Below are 17993 nucleotides of genomic sequence, written 5' to 3' on the forward strand. Positions count from 1 at the left end.
CCTACGCGATTCCCTGACGGCTGGAAACCATCGCAAGGGTCATGCGGTTGCAAGGCGGTGAATAATTTACCTGCTACTATGCGTTGGATTGCGAGGCCTAAACCCTATATTGCAGTGCGACATGGCTGACAGTGATCCCCCCATCCACCCCAAGCCGCTGCGCCGTGCGCGTACGCCGCTCCCCCTTCCCCGCGAAGTCGCGCTGTTGCTGCAAGGCGGCGGGGCGCTCGGTTCCTTCCAGTCCGGCGCCTATGAGCGACTCGACGAACTGGGTGTGGACGTCACCTGGGTCGCGGGGATTTCGATCGGCGCGATCAATGCGGCAATCATCGCGGGCAACGAGCCGCATCGCCGGATCAGCCGCCTTAAGAAATTCTGGTATACGGTGTCGGGCGGCATGCCCAACATCATCCTGCCCGAAATCGACCAGATTCGCGAAGCGATGCATCTGCTCGCTGCCGGCACGGTAGCCAGTTTCGGCGTGCCGGGCATGTTCCGCCCCCGCCTGTGGCCCGCCACCCTGATGCCGGAAGGCACGCCCGGTGCGATCAGCTTCTACGACAGCGCACCGCTCAAGGAGACGCTGGACGCCTGCGTCAATTGGGATCTGCTCAACGACGGCCCGGTGCGGTTGTCGGTCGGCGCGGTCGATGTCGAGACCGGCAATTTCGCCTATTGGGATACGCGCGGCCCCGGCGGCAATACGCGGATCGACGCGCGGCACATCATGGCATCGGGCGCGCTGCCCCCTGGCCTGCCGCCGATCGAGATTGACGGGCGCTGGTATTGGGACGGGGGCATCGTGTCGAACACGCCGCTCGCCCACGTGCTTGATCACCAGACCGACGACATGCTGGTGTTCCAGGTCGACCTCTTCCCCGCCGAAGGGCCGATGCCGCGCCACATGACCGACGTCTATTCGCGGGCGAAGGACATCCAGTTTTCCAGCCGCACCCGCCAGGTTACCGACCAATATCTGCGGCTGCGGCGCGAGCATGGCGCGATCAAGGCGTTGCTCGACAAGCTGCCGCCCGCCTTGCAGGGCGAACCAGAAGCGCAGAAGTTGCGCGATATCCTCGATGTCGGGTCGGTCAACATCGTCCACCTCATCTACCGCACGCGCGATTGGGAAAGCGGGGCGAAGGACTTTGAATTTTCGCGCTCGACCATGCTCGACCATTGGGCGCAGGGTCGCGATGCCGTGGAGGAAGTGATGCACAAGGGCGATTTGATCGCGCGCAACATCCTGAACGGCAAGAGTTCGACCTTTGATCTCGACGCCCCCGATCATCTCAAGGAGAAAAAGGCATGAGCAAGTCACTGGTGGGCAAGACCGCTCTCATCACGGGTTCGACGTCGGGCATTGGCCTCGCTTATGCCAAGGTGCTGGCGGGCGAAGGCGCGAATGTCGTCATCAACGGCTTTGGCGATGCCGATGCGATCGAGAAGGAGCGGCTGGGGCTAGAGGCGCTGAGCGGTGCCAAGGCGCTCTATAGCGGCCATGACCTGACCAAGGCGGACGAGATCGAGGCGATGATGGCGCACGCGGCCGAGGCCTTTGGCGGGGTCGACATCCTGATCAACAATGCCGGTACGCAGCATGTGTCGCCGGTCGAGGATTTCCCGGTCGACAAGTGGAACCTGATCATCGCGCTCAACCTGACCAGCGCCTTTCACACGACCAGGCTGGCCGTGCCCTATATGAAGTCGAAGAAATGGGGGCGCATCATCCAGACGGCATCGGCGCACAGCAAGGCGGCGTCACCGTTCAAGAGCGCTTATGTCACTGCCAAGCATGGCCTTGCGGGCTTCACCAAGACGGTCGCGTTGGAAGTCGCGACGTTCGGGATCACCGCCAACTGCATTTCGCCCGGCTATGTCTGGACGCCGCTGGTAGAGAACCAGATTCCCGACACGATGAAAGCGCGCGGCATGACGCGCGAGCAGGTCATGAACGATGTGCTGCTCGCCGGTCAGCCGACCAAGGAGTTTGTGACCGTCGAACAGGTCGCGGCCATGGCGCTGTTCCTGTGCAGCGACGCCGCCGCGAACATCACCGGCGCGAATATGAGCATCGATGGGGGTTGGACGGCGCAATAAAGCGCCGTCACCGGTTCGTTCAGGCGGCCGCTGGCTCCAGCAGGCGCAGCACCGATTGCAGGCCATCTTCGCTGGCAGTCGCCAGCGGGAGTGGTCGGTCGGACAGGCCGTCATGTTCGCTGTTGAGGAACAGGATCGCAGCGGAAGCGCCTAGCGCCTCGATGGCAAGGCGCGTGACGCGGCCCTGCCGTTCCGCCGCATCCGGTGCGAGGCGCACGGCGTTGCGGGGCGTGAAGCGTCGGCCGGGCGCGGTGCGCGCGGGCGTTGGCGTGGCGGCGGCGTCAGGTTTTTGCGTCGTCATCGATCAGCTCTTCAACGTCACGATACCGACCGGCGCTGGCTTGCTGGATGGGTTGGACGCATTGGCCTTGGGCGGTTTTTCCGCCTTGGGTTTGCGCACTTCCTTGTTCGATTTCTTCTGGCTCTTGGCCATCGTCCATTCCTTCGATTAGGGGAAAAGGTCAGCCGGCCGCGCGCGCGGCTGCTTCGTCTTCAGCCTGAAATTCCGCGACGATCGCTTCATCTTCGCTCGCGACCGTGCGGGTCGCGCGGCGGCGTTCGGCATTGGCGGCGAGCGTCGCTTCCTTGCCCCAGGCATCGGCAGCGGCAAGCGCGATCCGGCGGGTGTTGGGCAGGGTTTCCGACTGCGAACGGGCGATGTGGAGCGACTGCTGGGTGAGGCAGAATGCCGATGTCTGGGCCATGGATCAGGCTCCTAATGCGAGGAATGGGGCGTTCGTGGCGGCAGGGCCAAAATAAGGTAGTGCCGCAGGGAGGACGATCATCGGGCCGCGTCGTGCGACGGATCGTTCCTTTCACATGTGAAATAGTCTCTTATGCGCAAGTTTACAAGGGCGGCGAGGAAACAGCCCCTTTTTAACCGGCGCAAAATAGGCTTATGCTCCCCCGATCCAAGGGAGACATATCAGCATGCGCCACGCGCTTACGGCCATCATGGCCGCCGTCAGCTTTTCGTCCATCGCCACCGCCCAAACCGCGGACACCCCCGTCGCCGCAGCGCCGCCCGTACAAAGCGAGATCGGCGCGGCGATCGCCAAGGATATGGACGGGCTGATGGCGCTCTATCGCGACCTGCATGCCAACCCCGAACTGTCGGAAAAGGAAGTCAACACCGCCGCCAAGCTCGCCAAGCGGTTGAAGGCGATGAAGTATGACGTGACCGAGAAGGTCGGCGGCACCGGCGTCGTGGCGGTGATGAAGAATGGGTCCGGCCCGGTACTGTTGATCCGCGCCGACATGGACGGCCTGCCGGTGGTCGAACAGACGGGGCTGGAGTTCGCGTCCAAGGTCCGCACCAAGACGCCCGAAGGCGTCGAGACAGGCGTGATGCACGCCTGCGGCCACGACACGCATATGACCGCCTTCATCCAGACCGCCAAGCTGCTCGCGGCGCGCAAGGATGACTGGAAAGGCACGCTGGTCATGATCCTCCAGCCCGCCGAGGAAGTCGGGCGCGGGGCGCGACTGATGCTGGAGGACGGGCTTTACACGCGCTTCCCCCGGCCGACCCATGCCATCGCTTTCCATGATGCCGCCAATCTGGAGGCGGGCAAGATCGGCTATACGCCGGGCTTTGCGCTGGCCAATGTCGACAGCGTGGACATCCTCGTAAAGGGCGTCGGCGGCCATGGGGCCTATCCGCAAACGACCAAGGATCCGATCGTGTTGGGATCGCGGATCGTGGGGTCGCTGCAGACGTTGGTGAGCCGTGAGCAGGAGCCGCAAGACCCCGCCGTGGTGACGGTCGGCAGTTTCCAGGCCGGGGCGAAGCATAATATCATCCCCGACGAAGCCAAGCTGCTGCTGACCATCCGCAGCTATTCGGACGAGACGCGCGAGAAGCTGATCAAGGGGATCGAACGGATCGCGCGCGGCGAGGCGATCGCGGCGGGCATCCCCGACAACCGGATGCCGGTAGTAAGCGTGAAGGACGAGTTCACCCCGTCGACGTTCAACCCGCCCGAATTTGCCGAACAGATGGCAGGCGTGCTGAAAGCCCATTTCGCCGATGATCGGGTGGTCAAGACCCCGGCGGTGATGGGCGGTGAGGATTTCGGCCGCTTCTATCGCGCGGACAAGAGCATCAACAGCTTCATCTTCTGGGTCGGCGGCGTGCCCGCCGACAAGATGGCCGCGGCCGCCGCGGGACAGGCGACGCTGCCGTCGCTGCACAGCCCCTTCTGGGCACCGCAGGCCGATAAGGTGATCGCCTCGGCGAGCGAAGCCATGACGGTGCTGGCGCTGGATATATTGAAGGAGAAATAGGGGAATGGCGGCTTAGCAGCGCATCCTGCTTCTAGGCCATCGCGGTCCTCAGTCCCAGATGCGTAACGAAAGGGTCGAAATCACGGTCGCTGAAAAGCAGCGCATGGCCGTCGCGGATGCATCGGGTGGCGATCAGCGTATCGATCGTCTTGCGGACAGTGATGCCCAATGCGCGGAGGTGGCGGAAGTGCCGAGCAGCATCGATCGCCACCTCCGCTCCGCCGATGACGATCACATCCATGGTCAGGAGCAGGCGGCGAACGCGGTCGAACTCCCGGTCAGCACTGATGCCCTGTAATATTTCAGCGAGAATGAGATCGCCGACCAGCAAGGGTTCCCGTCCCAACAGACTGTCGAGACGGTCGGCCTGGGGCGTCGCGATACCGCGAAAATAGTCGATCCAGACGCTGCTATCGACGAGGATCATCCGTCGCAGCGCTGGACGTCAAGATCACCGTCCCATTCGATCGCGCCGCGCAACGACCGCAATTCCGCTTGCTCGCTCAGGCGCAGCAGGGTGCGCAGCCCCTGTTCCACGGCCTCTTTTTTGGTCTTGATGCCGGTCGCGTGCATGGCCCGCGCCATGAGTTCGTCGTCAATTACGATATTGGTGCGCATGATGTGTATCCGATTAGAGAATTATACACATACCATGTCGGTAGAGCGGAGACAAGCAAGGCCCTTCGACAGGCTCAGGGCGAACGGAACAGCCAACATTTCATGTGGGTCGGTGGCCTTTGCGCCATTTGGTCCAGAGGTGGCGGGCGAGCATCAGGGGGGGCATGCGGAGCCAGTGGGAGCGGAGGAAGAAGGCGAAGACCAGGGCCTTACGGGTTTCACGACCCCAGCCGTCGCGGGCGAGGAGGCGGGCGCGGACGAGGTGGTCCCACAGGGTCAGGCGCGCGCCGTCGCCATAGAGGGCCAGCGCCAGGCGCCGCGCCTGCTGCACATGGGCGCGCAGGCCGTGGTGGGCGGCGCGCTGGTCCAACAGGCTCGGATCGCATTCGGCGAACAGGCCATATATGTCCCACAGGTTGCGCAGCCCGCCCTGCAGATCACCATCAGCCAGCATATGCGCGGCGGCGTGACAGACGCGGTCTTCTGCCGAGAGCATATATAACCCGTCGGCTATCGGTTGGGCGTCAGCGATCAGCGCGGCGGCATCGGGCGTGGGTCGGGCGGTAAGCGGCAGGATGGTATGATGCACGTCGATCATCCGGTCGCGGGTGCGGTGGATCATCGGCGGGAGTTCGTGCATCCACTGGCGATAATAGGCGTCGTCATAGGCGTCTTCCTTCACCCATTCCCAGCCTGCCGCGATCAGCGCCTGTTCGATAGCCGCCAGTCGGCCGCGCGGCACGAGTATGTCGAGGTCGCCGATAAAGCGTCCCTGCCCTGCGCGCAGTCCGGCCGCTGCATAGGCGGTGCCCTTGAGCAGGATGACCCGCACGTCGAGGGGACGCAGCGCATGGACCGCGCGGTCGGCTTCCCACAGGGCTTGGCGCGCTTCGCGGGCTGCGTCGGTGCGAGCGTCGGCGAGGATCGGTTGCACCGCTGGCGGCACGGCGACGTCGGCGAGGCGGAAGGCCAGCGTGCCGATCAGCCGTTCGGCGCGGGCTGCGGCGATCAGGCCGTTCCAGCCGGTTGCATCGAGTGTCGTGACGGACGCGGGGTCGCGCAGCGCGCTTACCAACAGCGCGGCGCTCATGCCCGCTCCTCCCACAGCCGTTCCACCATGGCGATGGCGCCCTCACCGGTGGGGAAGTCGATGGCGCGGGCAGGCACGTCGCGCACGAAGCGGGTCAGGGCGGTGAAGGCGGGTTCGCCGAGTGCGACATAGTTGGTCGAGGCCTGAGTCAGGCGCATGAAGATTTCGCCCTGCCCGACCGGGCGGATGTCCGGCGCATGGCCGAAGCGAGGGAAGAGCAGCAGGGCGGGCATCGCCCCCTCCCCCATGCGCGCCACGGCATCGGCGCGGGGGACCATGTGGCGGATGTCGCCCTTGGCGGTGGCGGCGAGTAGTGGACCCATGCGGGCTTGCCCGACCGTATCGGCGACGACCTCGATCGCGCGGTTCTTGAGGCTGACAAGGCGGGGAAATGGCAGGATTGCGCCGCTGTCGAGATCGAGCAGGGCAAATTCGTCACCCATGAAACGCCAGCCGCGCTCGCCCAGCAGCGCCGCGAGGGTGGATTTGCCGGACCCCGACTCGCCGGTCATCACCAGCACGTGGCCGTCCTTTTCGACGCTCGATGCGTGGAGCAGCAGATGCCGTCGCCAGCCGAGCGCCATCTGGAGGTTCATGCCCATCTCCGCCGCCAGCAGGCCATGCGAGAGACTCATCGGCGCGGCGTCGGCCAGGCCATGGTCGCCGGTGATGAAGATGGAAGGGCGGACCCAGCGGCGCAGCGCGCTGGTCGGCTGGAGCCGGACGGTGAAGTCGGCGACTTGCCCCGTCACATCGGGATAGGCGGCATAGAGGCGTTGCAACTGCGCGATCGGCTGGGGCCAGGCCGCGCCGATGCGGAATGTTGCGGGGCCGATGCGCAGGGTCAGCGCATGGTTCATGCCGGACGCACCAGGCCGAGCGCGGCCAGCGCGTCGAGATGGGTGGCGATTTCGGCGATGGCTTCGTCCGGTGGGCCGAGGTCGAATTCCTGCGCCAGCCGGTCATGCAATATGTGCGCGGTGACGGGGGCGCCGTCGGCCATGCGGTCGAGCAGTTCTGGGACCGGGCTGATGACCATATGGGTCTGGCCCGACCGGCGATGATAGAGCAGCGTCAGGTCTTCGAGCGCGCAACTGAGCAGCACGTCGGCCGTATCGCGTCGATAGGATAGGCTGTTGTCCATAGTCCGGCACCCTGCTGCTTTGGCTCCCCCTAGCGCGGAAGCGTAGCCAAGTGCCTAACGTATCAGCGCAGGGCTGGCGATGGCAGAGCGCGGGTTTCGGGGCGATCGGCGAGGGCCGCGAAGGCGCGCCAATAGCCGTCGAGCGCGCGTTCGACATGATGATCGCGCACGGCGGCGGCCAGCGTTGCGGGGTCGGTCGGCTGGCGCAGCGCGCGTTCGATGGCGCGGGCGAAGGCGGCGGGGTCGCCGGTGGGCACCGGGGGATGCTGGGCAGCGGCGGCGAGGACCGGGTGGATGTTGGGCGTGCTGTCGGTCGCGACCACGCCCGCGCCGCAGGCCAGGGCTTCGATCAGGGTTGCGCATAGTCCCTCCCAGCGAGAAGGCTGAAGCAGCAGGTCGGCTTGGCCCATCAGCGCGGCGAGTTCATGTGGGTCGCTGACAAAGCCAGTGAAATGCACGCGGTCGGCGATGCCTGACGTGGCGCATTGCTTCTGGAGGGCGGCGCGCAGCGGCCCTTGGCCTGCGATCGTCAACTGCCAGTCGAGATGGGGCAGCAGCGCCAGCGCTTCGAGCGCCGTTGCCTGATCCTTTTGCGCGGTCAGGCGGCCTACCATCAGCAGGCGCACGGGCGCGGCGGGATCGCGCGGCTGGCGGGCGGCGCGGGCCTGATCCATCATGGGGGTGACGGTCGGACGGGGCAGCAGGCGCACGGGGCCGCTGTCCGCCAGCAGGGCGCGATCATGCTGACCCATCACGATGGTCAGGGCACTGAGGCGCGCGATGGTACGGAAGCGGAAAAGCCGAGCCTGGGCGGCTACGCCGTGGCTGCCGGGGCGCTGGATCGGGTTGGAAATGCGCGCGACCGCCTGCGTCGCGGTGCCCAGCGCAGCGAGCGCGACGAGCATATTGCTCTGGTTGCCCGCCGAATAGAGGATGTCGGGGCGATGCCGCCGGACCAGCCGGGCGAGCGCAGGCCATTGCGCGATCATCGCCAATCGGCGGTTGCCGCCGGGCGCGGGAAGGCGGCGGACGGTCAGTGCCGGATCGATCAGATGCGCCGTCGGTCCATCGGTGCGCGCCATCCACAATTCGACGCGCCCGCCACGACGAAGGAGGTGATTGGCCAGCAGGATCGCGACCCGATCAAGCCCGCCATCGCCGGGCTCGTAGAGATAGACTGCGACCGACAGGGCATGCGCCGGAGACTGGCGGAAGTGGAACATGGGGCTGCCCTTGCGTTGGATCGAACCTTCGCAGGTTCGACGTCCTCAACGCGGGAAAGCCGTATTCGTCCTGATCGTTATAGCTAGGGTAGTCGCGGAAAAGCGGCGCTTCAGCGCGGCATTTGCAGCGAGGCGTAGCAGGTGAAGCCGCTCTGCCCCGATTGGAGGCGGCGGATATAATTGAGATAGGCCTGGTTCTGCTGATAGCTGGTGCCGGGCAGCGGACGACCTCGCAGGGCTTGCTTCACCTGCTCGCCGGTAAAGCTGCGCCCGGTGCCGGGAAACGCGCCGGGGGTGCCCGCAGGCACCACATGCCCGTTGGGCGCGATGAAATTGCCCGCGCGGCCATTGTCGGGAACGGGGATGGTGCAGTTGAGGACCGAGGCGGCGGTGTTGGCGAGCGCGGGGCGGATCGAGACGATGGCGGACGCCGCCATGGCCCCGCCCATCAACAATTGGCGACGCGAGGCGACGGCCGGTTCGGCGGCGGTTTCGTCCATCTGGGGACCGTCCTGATCGGGCATCTGCTCGCTCATATCGTCCTGTTCCGCATCTCGCGCTTGCCAAAGCGTAATGATTGCACGCTATTGGGCTTAGGTCTTCGCAGTGTTTGCGCGACAAATCCAGTGCGGTAACCATGAATCGACTCAGCATTTCCCAAATCACCGCGTCGCTGGCCGTGCTTATGCTGGGCACGGGCGGCGCCTTGTTGCTTGGCGCTTCGCCCGTCGGCATTGCCCTGCCGATTCTGGCGGGCCTGGTCGTGTTGCTGATCGCGGCGCACGGTCACGACCCGGAGCCGGACCAGCCCGCGCCGCCGCCCGAACAGCCCGACCTGATCGACCATCCTGATTTTCCGACCTTGCTGGAAGGGATTTCCGATCCGCTGATGCTGGTGGAAAAGGGCAAGATCGTGCGCGCCAATCGCGCGGCGCAACGCTTGCTGGGCGCGCACATAGAGGGGGATGATGCGCGGATCGCCATTCGTCATCCCGCCGCCGCCGAACGGCTGGCCAGCACCGCGCCGCTGGCCGATCCCTTCATGATCGAACTGGTGGGCCTGGGCAGTCGCGAGCAGCGCTGGCAGATGCGCGTGGCACCGGTGGGCGCGGTGACGTCGATGCGGCGGCTGGTGCATCTGGTCGACCATAGCGGCACCCATGCGGCGGAGCGGATGCGCGTCGATTTCGTCGCCAATGCCAGCCACGAACTACGCACGCCGCTGGCCGGGATATTGGGCTTCATCGAAACGCTGGCCGACCCCGAACTGGGCAAGGACCATGAGACGCGGCAGCGTTTCCTCAAGATCATGGATGGCGAAGCGCGGCGGATGCAGCGGTTGATCGACGATCTCATCTCGCTCTCGCGGATCGAGGCGGAAAAATATCGCGCGCCTGACGGGGCGGTCGATCTGTCCGAACTGGTCGCCGAAGTGGTTGGCATATTCCGGTCCAGCCATGGGCCGCGCGGTCGCGATGTGGAGATGGAGATCGCCCATTCGTTGCCACCCGTGTTGGGCGATCGGGCGCAATTGTCGCAGCTGGTGCATAATCTGATCGGCAATTCGGTGAAATATGGTCGACCCGACACGCCGATCCGCGTCACGCTGACCGAGGGACCGAGCGGCATGACGCGGCTGGCCGTGGCGGACGAGGGCGAAGGCATAGGCCCCGATCATCTGCCGCGATTGACCGAGCGTTTCTATCGCGTCGATTCGGGCCGCAGCCGCGCGATGGGCGGCACGGGGCTTGGCCTCGCCATCGTCAAACATATTATCGAGCGGCATCGCGGTCGGCTGGATATTGCCAGCACGCTGGGCAAGGGCACGACGATCACCATATTGCTGCCGCCAGCGACCGATGAGGGGGTGACGAAGGCCGATGAACGGCGGCGGCCATCGGCGCTTTCGGGCACCGTGTCATGAAACTGCAACCTAACTGTCACAAAGGCGCGATGGTCCGCAGCTAGACGCATGCTCCATGGGGGGCGGCGACATGCGAATCGCGGCCTTAGTTGATGGAGGTTTTCCGTGAAGAGATTCGCCTTGCTCGCCGCCACGGCGCTGAGCGTCCTTAGCCTGTCCGCTTGCGGCGATCAGGGCGGCGCGGGGGCGACCCGCGACCAGATCCGCGCGGTCGGTTCCTCCACCGTCTATCCCTTCGCCACGGCTGCGTCCGAACTGTTCGTGCAGACCAATGCCGGCATGAAGTCGCCGATCATCGAATCGACCGGCACCGGCGGCGGCATGAAGCTGTTCTGCAGCGGCGTCGGCGCGCAATATCCCGACATCGCCAACGCATCGCGGCGGATGAAGAAGGCCGAGTTCGACCTGTGCGCCGGCAATGGCGTCAAGGACATCATCGAAGTGCAGATCGGCGTCGATGGTCTGGCCTTTGCCGAAGCGAAGAACGGCCCCGGCTATAAGCTGACCCCCAAGATCGTTTACGAAGCGCTGGCCGCCAATCCCTATGGCAAGGGCCCGAACAAGACGCAGACCTGGAAGGATGTGGACCCCAGCCTGCCCGCCATCGCGATTTCGGTGTTCGGCCCGCCATCGACCAGCGGCACGCGCGATTCGCTCGCCGAGCTGATCCTGGAAAAGGGATGCCAGAGCGATCCGGCGATGGAAGCGCTCAAGGAAAAGAGCGAGGACGAGTATAAGGCGACCTGCACCCGCGTTCGCGAGGACGGCAAATATGTCGATTCGGGCGAAAACGACAATCTGATCGTGCAGAAGCTGGGCGCGAACCCCAATGCGGTCGGCGTATTCGGTTTCAGCTTCCTCGAAGAAAATCGCGCCACGCTGAAGGATATTCCGATCGACGGGATCGAAGCTTCCTATGAGACGGTCTCGTCCGGCCAATATCCTGGCGCGCGCCCGCTCTACATCTATGTGAAGAAGGCGCATATGTCCGCCATTCCGGGCCTTCAGGGCTTCCTGAATGCTTTTTCGACCAATTGGGCGCCGGGCGGCGCGCTGACCAAGCGCGGTATGGTTGCCGCGCCGGACGATGTCCGCAAGGCGAACGAACAAACCGTCAAGGCGCTGACCACGCTTGACGGCGCGCAGCTGAAATAAGCGAGACCCCATGACCGGACCCGCAATCCTCCTGCTGCTGGCAGGCCTGGGCGCGATCGCCTGGGTCAGTGCCCGCGCCCGCGCCATGCGTCTGCAGGCGGTGGCACGGACCACCGGGCGGCGTGACGCCGTCCACAGCCTGCCGGGCTATCATGGCTGGTATGTGGCGCTATGGACGCTGCTGCCCGCTGCCCTGTTCCTGGTCGTCTGGGCCAATGTCGCGCCCAGTCTGGTGACGCAGGCCGTGCTGGCTGATCCGGCTGCGCAGGCTTTGCCGCTCGACGGCTTCTCTCGTTCCGCCATCTTGGGCGAAGCGCGGGCGATCGCGACGGGGATGCAGGCCGGCGCCTTCAACCCCGCCTCGCAAGCGCTGGTCGAGCCTTATACGCGAGCGCTCGACAAGTTCGGGTTGGCAGGCGCGATATTGGCGCTGGTGCTGGCTTTCGCCGGGGGTGCCTATGCCTTCACCCGCATCCGTCCCGATTTCCGGGCACGCACGCGAGTGGAGCGGCTGGTGATGGCCCTGCTGCTGGTGGCATCGCTGCTGGCGATCGTGACCACCGTCGGCATCGTCGCTTCGCTCTTGTGGGAAAGTTTCCGCTTCTTCTCGATGGTCAATCCTATCGACTTCCTGTTCGGGACCAAGTGGAGCCCGCAATCGGCCGCGATGGGCTATGGCAATGAGGATGCGTTCGGCGCGATCCCGCTCTTTTGGGGCACGATCTTCATCGGTGCGATCATCGCGATGATCGTCGCCATTCCGCTGGGCCTGATGAGTGCGGTCTATTTGACCCAATATGCCAGCCCAACGGTCCGCCGCTGGATGAAGCCGACGCTGGAGATGCTCGCGGGCGTGCCGACGGTCGTCTATGGTTATTTCGCCGCCCTTACCATAGCCCCTGCGCTACGCGACTTTGCGGTGATGATCGGGATTTCCGGTGCATCGTCGGAAAGCGCGCTGGCGGCCGGCTTGGTGATGGGCGTGATGATCATTCCCTTCGTCTCCTCCATGGCCGATGACAGCATTGCCGCGGTGCCGCAGTCGATGCGCGACGGCAGCCTGGCGATGGGCGCGACGACCAGCGAAACGATCAAGCGCGTCCTCATCCCCGCCGCCCTGCCCGGTGTCGTCGGCGGCGTGTTGCTCGCCGTCAGCCGCGCGATCGGCGAGACGATGATCGTGGTGATGGCCGCAGGGCTTGCCGCCAACCTGACGCTCAATCCTTTCTCCAGCGTGACGACGGTGACGACGCAGATCGTCCAGTTGCTGACCGGCGACCAGGAGTTCGACAGCGCCAAGACGCTGGCGGCCTTCGCGCTGGGGCTGGTGCTGTTCATCATCACCCTGTTGCTCAACATCGTGGCCCTGCGGGTCGTGAAGAAATATCGCGAGGCTTACGAATGACCGTCGAACGTCTGCCCACCGACTGGAAGTCGGAGGCGATGCGCAAGCGGATTGCGGGGCGCTATGCCAAGGAACGCCGCTTTCGGCTGATCGGCCTGGGCGCTGTGGTGCTGTCCGCCGCCTTCCTCGCCTTCCTGCTGTTCACCATGATGGGCAATGGCCTGCGCGGCTTTACCCGGACGGAGATTGCGCTGACGGTCGATTTCCCGGCCTCACCGCTGTTGCTCGATCCCGCCGCGATCACGGACGAATCGCTCAATCAGGCGAACCTGCCGATGGTGACCAGCGCGGTCGCCAAGCAAGCATTGGGGCCGGACGCCGACTCGCTCCTGTCATCGACGGCGTGGATCACCATCCGCGACGCGATCAAGGCCGATCCCTCGATCCTTAGCCGGACCGAGACGATCGCCCTGCCCGCTTCGACCGGCATCGACCTGGCGGCCAAGAGCGAAGGGCCGCCCGAAGCCGAGGCCGCCGTCGCGCGGCTGGAAAAGGCGGGCGTGCTGACGACCGGTTTCAACTGGAATTTCCTGTCGGCCAGTGACGGCACCGATCCAGCGCAGGTCGGCATCTGGGGCGCGTTCAAGGGCACGTTGCTGACGATGCTGGTGACGCTGTTGCTCAGTTTCCCGGTGGGCGTGGCGACCGCGCTCTATCTGGAGGAATATGCGCCCAAGGCATGGTGGACAGACATCATCGAAGTGTCGATCAACAACCTCGCTGCGGTGCCGTCGATCATCTTCGGTCTGCTGGGCCTGTCGATCTTCCTCAACCTGCTGCACTTGCCACGATCGGCGGCGCTGGTCGGCGGCATGACGCTGGCGCTGATGACGATGCCGGTCATCGTCATCGCCGGGCGTAACGCGATCAAGTCGGTGCCGCCCAGCATCCGCGACGCGGCACTCGGCATCGGGGCCAGTCCCGTACAGGTGGTGTTCCAGCATGTGCTGCCGCTCGCCCTGCCCGGTATCCTGACCGGCACGATCATCGGCATGGCGCGAGCGCTGGGCGAGACGGCACCGCTGCTGATGATCGGCATGCGCGCCTTCATCGCCACCCCCCCCGGCGGGATCAGCGATCCGGCGACCGTCCTGCCGGTCCAGATCTTCCTATGGTCGGACGAAGTATCCAAGGGCTTTGTCGAAAAGACATCGGCCGCGATCATCGTGCTGCTGGCCTTCCTCCTCGCGATGAACGGCCTCGCCATCTATCTGCGCAACAAGTTTGAAACACGGTGGTAACTGCACCCATGACCCAAGACCAAATCAACCTGGCGATCGCCAATCCGAAAATGTCGGCCCGCGACGTCAACGTCTTCTATGGCGAGAAGCAGGCGATCAAGCGCGTGTCGATCGACGTCGACATGGACAATGTCACTGCCTTCATCGGCCCGTCGGGCTGCGGCAAGTCGACGTTCCTCCGCACTTTGAACCGCATGAACGACACGGTCGCGTCGGCACGGGTCGAAGGCGAGATCACGCTGGATGGCGAGGACATCTATGCCTCCTCCATGGACGTGGTGCAGTTGCGCGCGCGGGTGGGGATGGTGTTCCAGAAGCCCAACCCCTTCCCCAAGTCGATCTACGAGAATATCGCCTATGGGCCGCGCATCCATGGCCTGGCCGCATCGAAGGCGGACATGGACGTGGTGGTCGAAAAGTCGCTCCGTCGCGCTGGCCTGTGGGAAGAGGTGAAGGATCGGCTGCACGACAGCGGCACGGCATTGTCTGGCGGGCAGCAGCAGCGGCTGTGCATCGGCCGCGCGATCGCGGTCGAGCCCGAAGTCATCCTGATGGACGAGCCATGCTCGGCGCTTGATCCGATCGCGACAGCCAAAATCGAGGAACTGATCCACGAGCTGCGCGGCCGCTACGCGATCGTCATCGTCACCCATAATATGCAGCAGGCCGCGCGCGTGTCGCAGCGGACCGCCTTCTTCCATCTGGGCGAACTGGTCGAATATGGGGTGACGTCGGACATCTTCACCAATCCGCGCCAGGAGCGGACCAAGGACTATATCACCGGTCGTTACGGCTGATCGGGCGGAGAGAGACAAGACATGGCTGAACATACGATCAAGGCATTTGACGACGAAATCGACCGGCTGCGCGGGTTGATCGCCGAAATGGGCGGTCGCGCGGAAGCGGCGATCGAAAATGCGATGCTGGCGCTGCAACGGCAGGATCTGGCGCTGGCGGCCGAGGTCGTCCAGGGCGACAAGCGGATCGACGCGATCGAAGCGGAGGTCGAGAAGCTGGTGATCGAGGTCATCGCGCTGCGCGCACCGATGGCCAACGACCTGCGCGACGTGATCGCCGCGCTCAAGATCGTCAGCGTGATCGAGCGGATCGGCGACTATGCCAAGAATATCGCCAAGCGGGTGCCGCTGATCGCCACCAACAGGCAGTTGCTCGAACCCATGTCGCTGCTGCCCGCCATGGGGCAGGTCGCGGCCGAAATGGTGCATGACGTGCTGAACGCCTATGCCGCGCGTGACCCTGACCTCGCGCAGGCGGTGGTGGAGCGCGATGCGGTGGTGGATGATTTCTACAATAGCGTGTTCCGTACGCTGGTAACCTTCATGGTCGAAAATCCCAAGACGATCAGCGAATGCGCGCATTTGCTGTTCGTCGCCAAGCATATCGAGCGGATCGGCGACCATGCCACCAATGTCGCCGAGATGGTCTATTATGCCGCGACCGGCCAGACCATGCCGGAGCGGGAACGCGGCGGCACCGACGTACAGGCGGAGATCTGACCATGGCACGGGCCAAGATGCTGCTGGTGGAGGATGACGCGGCTTTGGCCGAATTGCTCATCTGGCACTTTAAGCGCGAGGATTTCGACGTCGCCCATACGGTCGATGGCGAGGAAGCGCTGTTGATGGCGCAGGAAAATGTGCCTGACATCGTGCTGCTCGACTGGATGGTCGAAAGCCTGTCGGGGATCGAGGTCTGCCGTCGGCTGCGGCGGATGACCGGCACCGCCAATGTGCCGATCATCATGCTGACCGCGCGCGGCGAAGAAGAGGATCGCGTCCGTGGCCTGGAAACCGGCGCAGACGATTATGTGACCAAGCCCTTCTCGCCCCGCGAGCTGGTAGCGCGGGTCGGCGCGGTGCTACGCCGGGTGCGCCCGGCGCTGGCCGGTGAGACGCTGACCTTTGCCGATGTCGAGATGGATACGGTGGGGCATAAGGTGCGGCGCGGCGGGCAAGTGATCCCGCTGGGGCCGACCGAATTCCGGCTGCTCAAGCATTTTCTGGAGCATCCGGGCTGGGTCTTCTCGCGCGAGCGGCTGCTCGACAGCGTGTGGGGGCAGGATAGCGACATCGAACTGCGCACGGTCGATGTGCATATCCGCCGTCTGCGCAAGGCGATCAATGCCGATGGCGTCTATACCGACATCATCCGCACGGTACGGTCGGCGGGCTATGCGCTGGATACCGACGGGGTAGCGTGACAGGATGGGAAGCCCCGGTCGGCATGACCGGGGCTTTCCCTTATACCGGATCAGGCGGCGCGGCGCGCCTTGGTCAGCTTCTTGAGCAGCATGTCGCGCTTCATGCGCGAAAGATGGTCGATAAACAGCACGCCCTCCAGATGGTCCATCTCATGCTGGAGGCAGGTGGCGAGCAGGCCTTCGAGCTGCTCCTCATGGATGCGGCCATCGCGGTCCATCCAGCTGGCGCGGATCGTCGCGGGACGCTCGACCTCGGCATATTGCTCCGGGACCGACAGGCAGCCTTCATTATAGACCGACATATCCTGCGATTCGCGCAGGATTTCCGGGTTGATGAAGACCATCGGCCGTTTGACCGGGGGCGCGCCTTCCTCGTCGGATTCGGGTTCCTGCAGGTCCATGACCAGTACCCGCTTGGGCACACCGACCTGGATCGCGGCAAGCCCGATGCCCGGCGCGTCGTACATCGTTTCGAACATATCGTCGATCAGCCGTTGCAGATCGTCGTCGATCGCCTCGACCGGGGTCGAAATGGTACGCAGGCGCGGATCGGGCGCCTCAAGGATAGGAAGAATGGCCATGGCGACAAAATAGCGGAATGGCGCGGAATTTCAAGCCGCCCGCCGAGTCGCCTCCGCTTATTCGCCCAGCCATGCGTCGATCGCGGGCTTGAGCGCGGTGGAGATCAGTTCGACCAGCAGCGCGCCATCAGGCGAGGCGAGATAGGCGATGAGGCCATAGCCATCGGCAGGCGCAGCATTGGCGGCACGGACCGTCCAGCCGAGATCGACCAGCCGTGCGGTATCGGCCGGAAGGTCATCAACCCAGACACCGATATGGCGGGCCGTTTCGGCACTGGCGGGATCGTAGAAAGGCCCCTGCCCCTGCACCAGTTCGATATGAATGGGGCCACCCAGCGAATAGGTGGCGCGCACGCGAAGGTCGCGCAGGCCGTCTTCGGGCGTCCAGAAAGGCAGCGGATCGAAATCGCGCACGGGCGCGAACGTCAGGCCGAGCGCCGCGCCATAGTCCGCGACGGCGCGGTCGATATCGGCAACGGCAATACCCTTGTGATGGGTGCGGGTCAGGTCGATCATCGGGGCATCCCTCCTGTGGTTCTTGAGGTGGGTCTAGCGGAAGGTGGAGAACAGGTCAGCTAGTGGCTTTCGCAGGGAGGGCCGGCCAGGAAGGCCGACCCTGCCCCTAATTGCCCTCGGCGTCGACGGTGAACACCATGGGTTTGCCGCGCGAGGTGGGTTCCCAGCCGGCTTCCAGCGCGGCGCGGATGCCGCGGGCGATGATGGCATCGTTGATCTGCAGGCGGCCGCGTTGCAGGCCTTTCAGCAAGCGCTTGGGCGGCGGAAATTCGAGGAGCGCACCGCGTTGCGTGTCTTTCTGCTGCAAGGCGATGGCCATGCCTTTCCACCCGTCAATGTCGCTCCATTGGGGTTCGCGGCGGAGTTCCCATTCATAGGATTCGCCATCGACGTCGATAGTACCGGCAAGGTTTTGCATGTTTTGCATGGCACCGCGCATAGCAGGACTGGCGGGATAGGCCAGCTATTGCAGCGACAGTGTTTCCGACT

General features: G+C 64.6%; 23 protein-coding genes. 10 read left to right on the forward strand and 13 right to left on the reverse strand.

The window, feature by feature from the left end; all coding sequences use genetic code 11:
* Positions 1-121: 121 nt before the first annotated feature.
* Together ACZ2HM_RS09605 and ACZ2HM_RS09610 are read left to right on the forward strand one after the other, a co-directional pair.
* Positions 122-1312: a patatin-like phospholipase family protein gene (locus ACZ2HM_RS09605; RefSeq protein WP_037475030.1), complete on the forward strand. Its 1191-nt coding sequence runs from the start codon at positions 122-124 to the stop codon at positions 1310-1312.
* Positions 1309-2100, forward strand: coding sequence for a 3-hydroxybutyrate dehydrogenase (locus tag ACZ2HM_RS09610; RefSeq protein WP_470425118.1), 792 nt, complete (start codon positions 1309-1311; stop codon positions 2098-2100). The genes ACZ2HM_RS09605 and ACZ2HM_RS09610 overlap by 4 nt, the downstream gene beginning before the upstream one ends.
* Before the next feature lie 19 nt (positions 2101-2119).
* On the opposite strand, the gene ACZ2HM_RS09615 is transcribed toward ACZ2HM_RS09610, so the two are convergent.
* From ACZ2HM_RS09615 to ACZ2HM_RS09625, 3 genes are read right to left on the reverse strand one after another with little or no spacing between them, the layout of a single operon-like run.
* A complete protein-coding gene (locus tag ACZ2HM_RS09615; protein ID WP_470425119.1) occupies positions 2120-2401 on the reverse strand; it encodes a hypothetical protein in 282 nt (93 codons plus the stop codon).
* 3 nt (positions 2402-2404) lie between these two features.
* Positions 2405-2533, reverse strand: a complete 129-nt coding sequence (locus ACZ2HM_RS09620) for a hypothetical protein (RefSeq protein ID WP_255245595.1) — start codon at positions 2531-2533, stop codon at positions 2405-2407.
* Between the two features lie 28 nt (positions 2534-2561).
* A complete protein-coding gene (locus tag ACZ2HM_RS09625; protein WP_037475022.1) occupies positions 2562-2804 on the reverse strand; it encodes a hypothetical protein in 243 nt (80 codons plus the stop codon).
* Between the two features lie 226 nt (positions 2805-3030).
* Here ACZ2HM_RS09625 and ACZ2HM_RS09630 point away from each other — a divergent pair, with 226 nt between their 5' ends.
* Positions 3031-4386 (forward strand): amidohydrolase, encoded by a 1356-nt coding sequence (locus ACZ2HM_RS09630; RefSeq protein ID WP_037475019.1) that lies wholly within the window; start codon positions 3031-3033, stop codon positions 4384-4386.
* 31 nt (positions 4387-4417) lie between these two features.
* On the opposite strand, the gene vapC is transcribed toward ACZ2HM_RS09630, so the two are convergent.
* From vapC to ACZ2HM_RS09665, 7 genes are all read right to left on the reverse strand, one after another.
* Complete coding sequence (gene vapC, locus ACZ2HM_RS09635; RefSeq protein WP_037475016.1) at positions 4418-4813, reverse strand: type II toxin-antitoxin system VapC family toxin; 396 nt, start codon at positions 4811-4813, stop codon at positions 4418-4420.
* Positions 4810-5004: a type II toxin-antitoxin system VapB family antitoxin gene (locus tag ACZ2HM_RS09640; RefSeq protein ID WP_037475014.1), complete on the reverse strand. Its 195-nt coding sequence runs from the start codon at positions 5002-5004 to the stop codon at positions 4810-4812. Before ACZ2HM_RS09640 ends, vapC begins: the two co-directional genes overlap by 4 nt.
* A gap of 100 nt (positions 5005-5104) precedes the next feature.
* Positions 5105-6094: a nucleotidyltransferase domain-containing protein gene (locus tag ACZ2HM_RS09645; RefSeq protein WP_470425120.1), complete on the reverse strand. Its 990-nt coding sequence runs from the start codon at positions 6092-6094 to the stop codon at positions 5105-5107.
* The gene (locus ACZ2HM_RS09650) at positions 6091-6954 is read right to left on the reverse strand and encodes an HprK-related kinase A (protein ID WP_470425121.1); all 864 of its coding nucleotides are present in this window, start codon (positions 6952-6954) and stop codon (positions 6091-6093) included. Before ACZ2HM_RS09650 ends, ACZ2HM_RS09645 begins: the two co-directional genes overlap by 4 nt.
* A complete protein-coding gene (locus ACZ2HM_RS09655) occupies positions 6951-7238 on the reverse strand; it encodes an HPr-rel-A system PqqD family peptide chaperone (protein ID WP_470425122.1) in 288 nt (95 codons plus the stop codon). The genes ACZ2HM_RS09650 and ACZ2HM_RS09655 overlap by 4 nt, the downstream gene beginning before the upstream one ends.
* A gap of 62 nt (positions 7239-7300) precedes the next feature.
* The gene (locus ACZ2HM_RS09660; protein ID WP_470425123.1) at positions 7301-8461 is read right to left on the reverse strand and encodes a glycosyltransferase; all 1161 of its coding nucleotides are present in this window, start codon (positions 8459-8461) and stop codon (positions 7301-7303) included.
* A gap of 110 nt (positions 8462-8571) precedes the next feature.
* The gene (locus ACZ2HM_RS09665; protein ID WP_069066074.1) at positions 8572-8997 is read right to left on the reverse strand and encodes a hypothetical protein; all 426 of its coding nucleotides are present in this window, start codon (positions 8995-8997) and stop codon (positions 8572-8574) included.
* Between the two features lie 101 nt (positions 8998-9098).
* Between ACZ2HM_RS09665 and ACZ2HM_RS09670 the strand changes: the two genes are divergently transcribed.
* From ACZ2HM_RS09670 to phoB, 7 genes are all read left to right on the forward strand, one after another.
* On the forward strand, positions 9099-10385 hold the full coding sequence (locus ACZ2HM_RS09670) for an ATP-binding protein (protein ID WP_052027732.1): 1287 nt from the start codon (positions 9099-9101) through the stop codon (positions 10383-10385).
* Between the two features lie 105 nt (positions 10386-10490).
* Positions 10491-11540: a substrate-binding domain-containing protein gene (locus ACZ2HM_RS09675; protein WP_037477000.1), complete on the forward strand. Its 1050-nt coding sequence runs from the start codon at positions 10491-10493 to the stop codon at positions 11538-11540.
* Positions 11541-11550: 10 nt separating this feature from the next.
* The gene (gene pstC / locus ACZ2HM_RS09680; RefSeq protein WP_037477002.1) at positions 11551-12945 is read left to right on the forward strand and encodes a phosphate ABC transporter permease subunit PstC; all 1395 of its coding nucleotides are present in this window, start codon (positions 11551-11553) and stop codon (positions 12943-12945) included.
* Positions 12942-14186, forward strand: a complete 1245-nt coding sequence (gene pstA, locus ACZ2HM_RS09685) for a phosphate ABC transporter permease PstA (protein WP_037477004.1) — start codon at positions 12942-12944, stop codon at positions 14184-14186. Before pstC ends, pstA begins: the two co-directional genes overlap by 4 nt.
* An 8-nt stretch (positions 14187-14194) precedes the next feature.
* The gene (gene pstB / locus ACZ2HM_RS09690; protein ID WP_037477006.1) at positions 14195-14983 is read left to right on the forward strand and encodes a phosphate ABC transporter ATP-binding protein PstB; all 789 of its coding nucleotides are present in this window, start codon (positions 14195-14197) and stop codon (positions 14981-14983) included.
* A gap of 21 nt (positions 14984-15004) precedes the next feature.
* The gene (gene phoU, locus ACZ2HM_RS09695) at positions 15005-15703 is read left to right on the forward strand and encodes a phosphate signaling complex protein PhoU (protein WP_037477008.1); all 699 of its coding nucleotides are present in this window, start codon (positions 15005-15007) and stop codon (positions 15701-15703) included.
* Positions 15704-15705: 2 nt separating this feature from the next.
* A complete protein-coding gene (gene phoB / locus ACZ2HM_RS09700) occupies positions 15706-16407 on the forward strand; it encodes a phosphate regulon transcriptional regulator PhoB (protein WP_037477010.1) in 702 nt (233 codons plus the stop codon).
* 50 nt (positions 16408-16457) lie between these two features.
* On the opposite strand, the gene def is transcribed toward phoB, so the two are convergent.
* From def to ACZ2HM_RS09715, 3 genes are all read right to left on the reverse strand, one after another.
* Entirely contained in the window at positions 16458-16988 is a 531-nt protein-coding gene (gene def, locus ACZ2HM_RS09705; RefSeq protein WP_037477011.1) for a peptide deformylase, read from the reverse strand.
* 57 nt (positions 16989-17045) lie between these two features.
* Positions 17046-17504, reverse strand: a complete 459-nt coding sequence (locus ACZ2HM_RS09710) for a VOC family protein (protein WP_470425124.1) — start codon at positions 17502-17504, stop codon at positions 17046-17048.
* Positions 17505-17610: 106 nt separating this feature from the next.
* Entirely contained in the window at positions 17611-17943 is a 333-nt protein-coding gene (locus ACZ2HM_RS09715) for a hypothetical protein (protein ID WP_470425125.1), read from the reverse strand.
* Positions 17944-17993 lie beyond the last annotated feature (50 nt).

This window comes from Sphingobium sp. KKT206 (assembly GCF_055640555.1).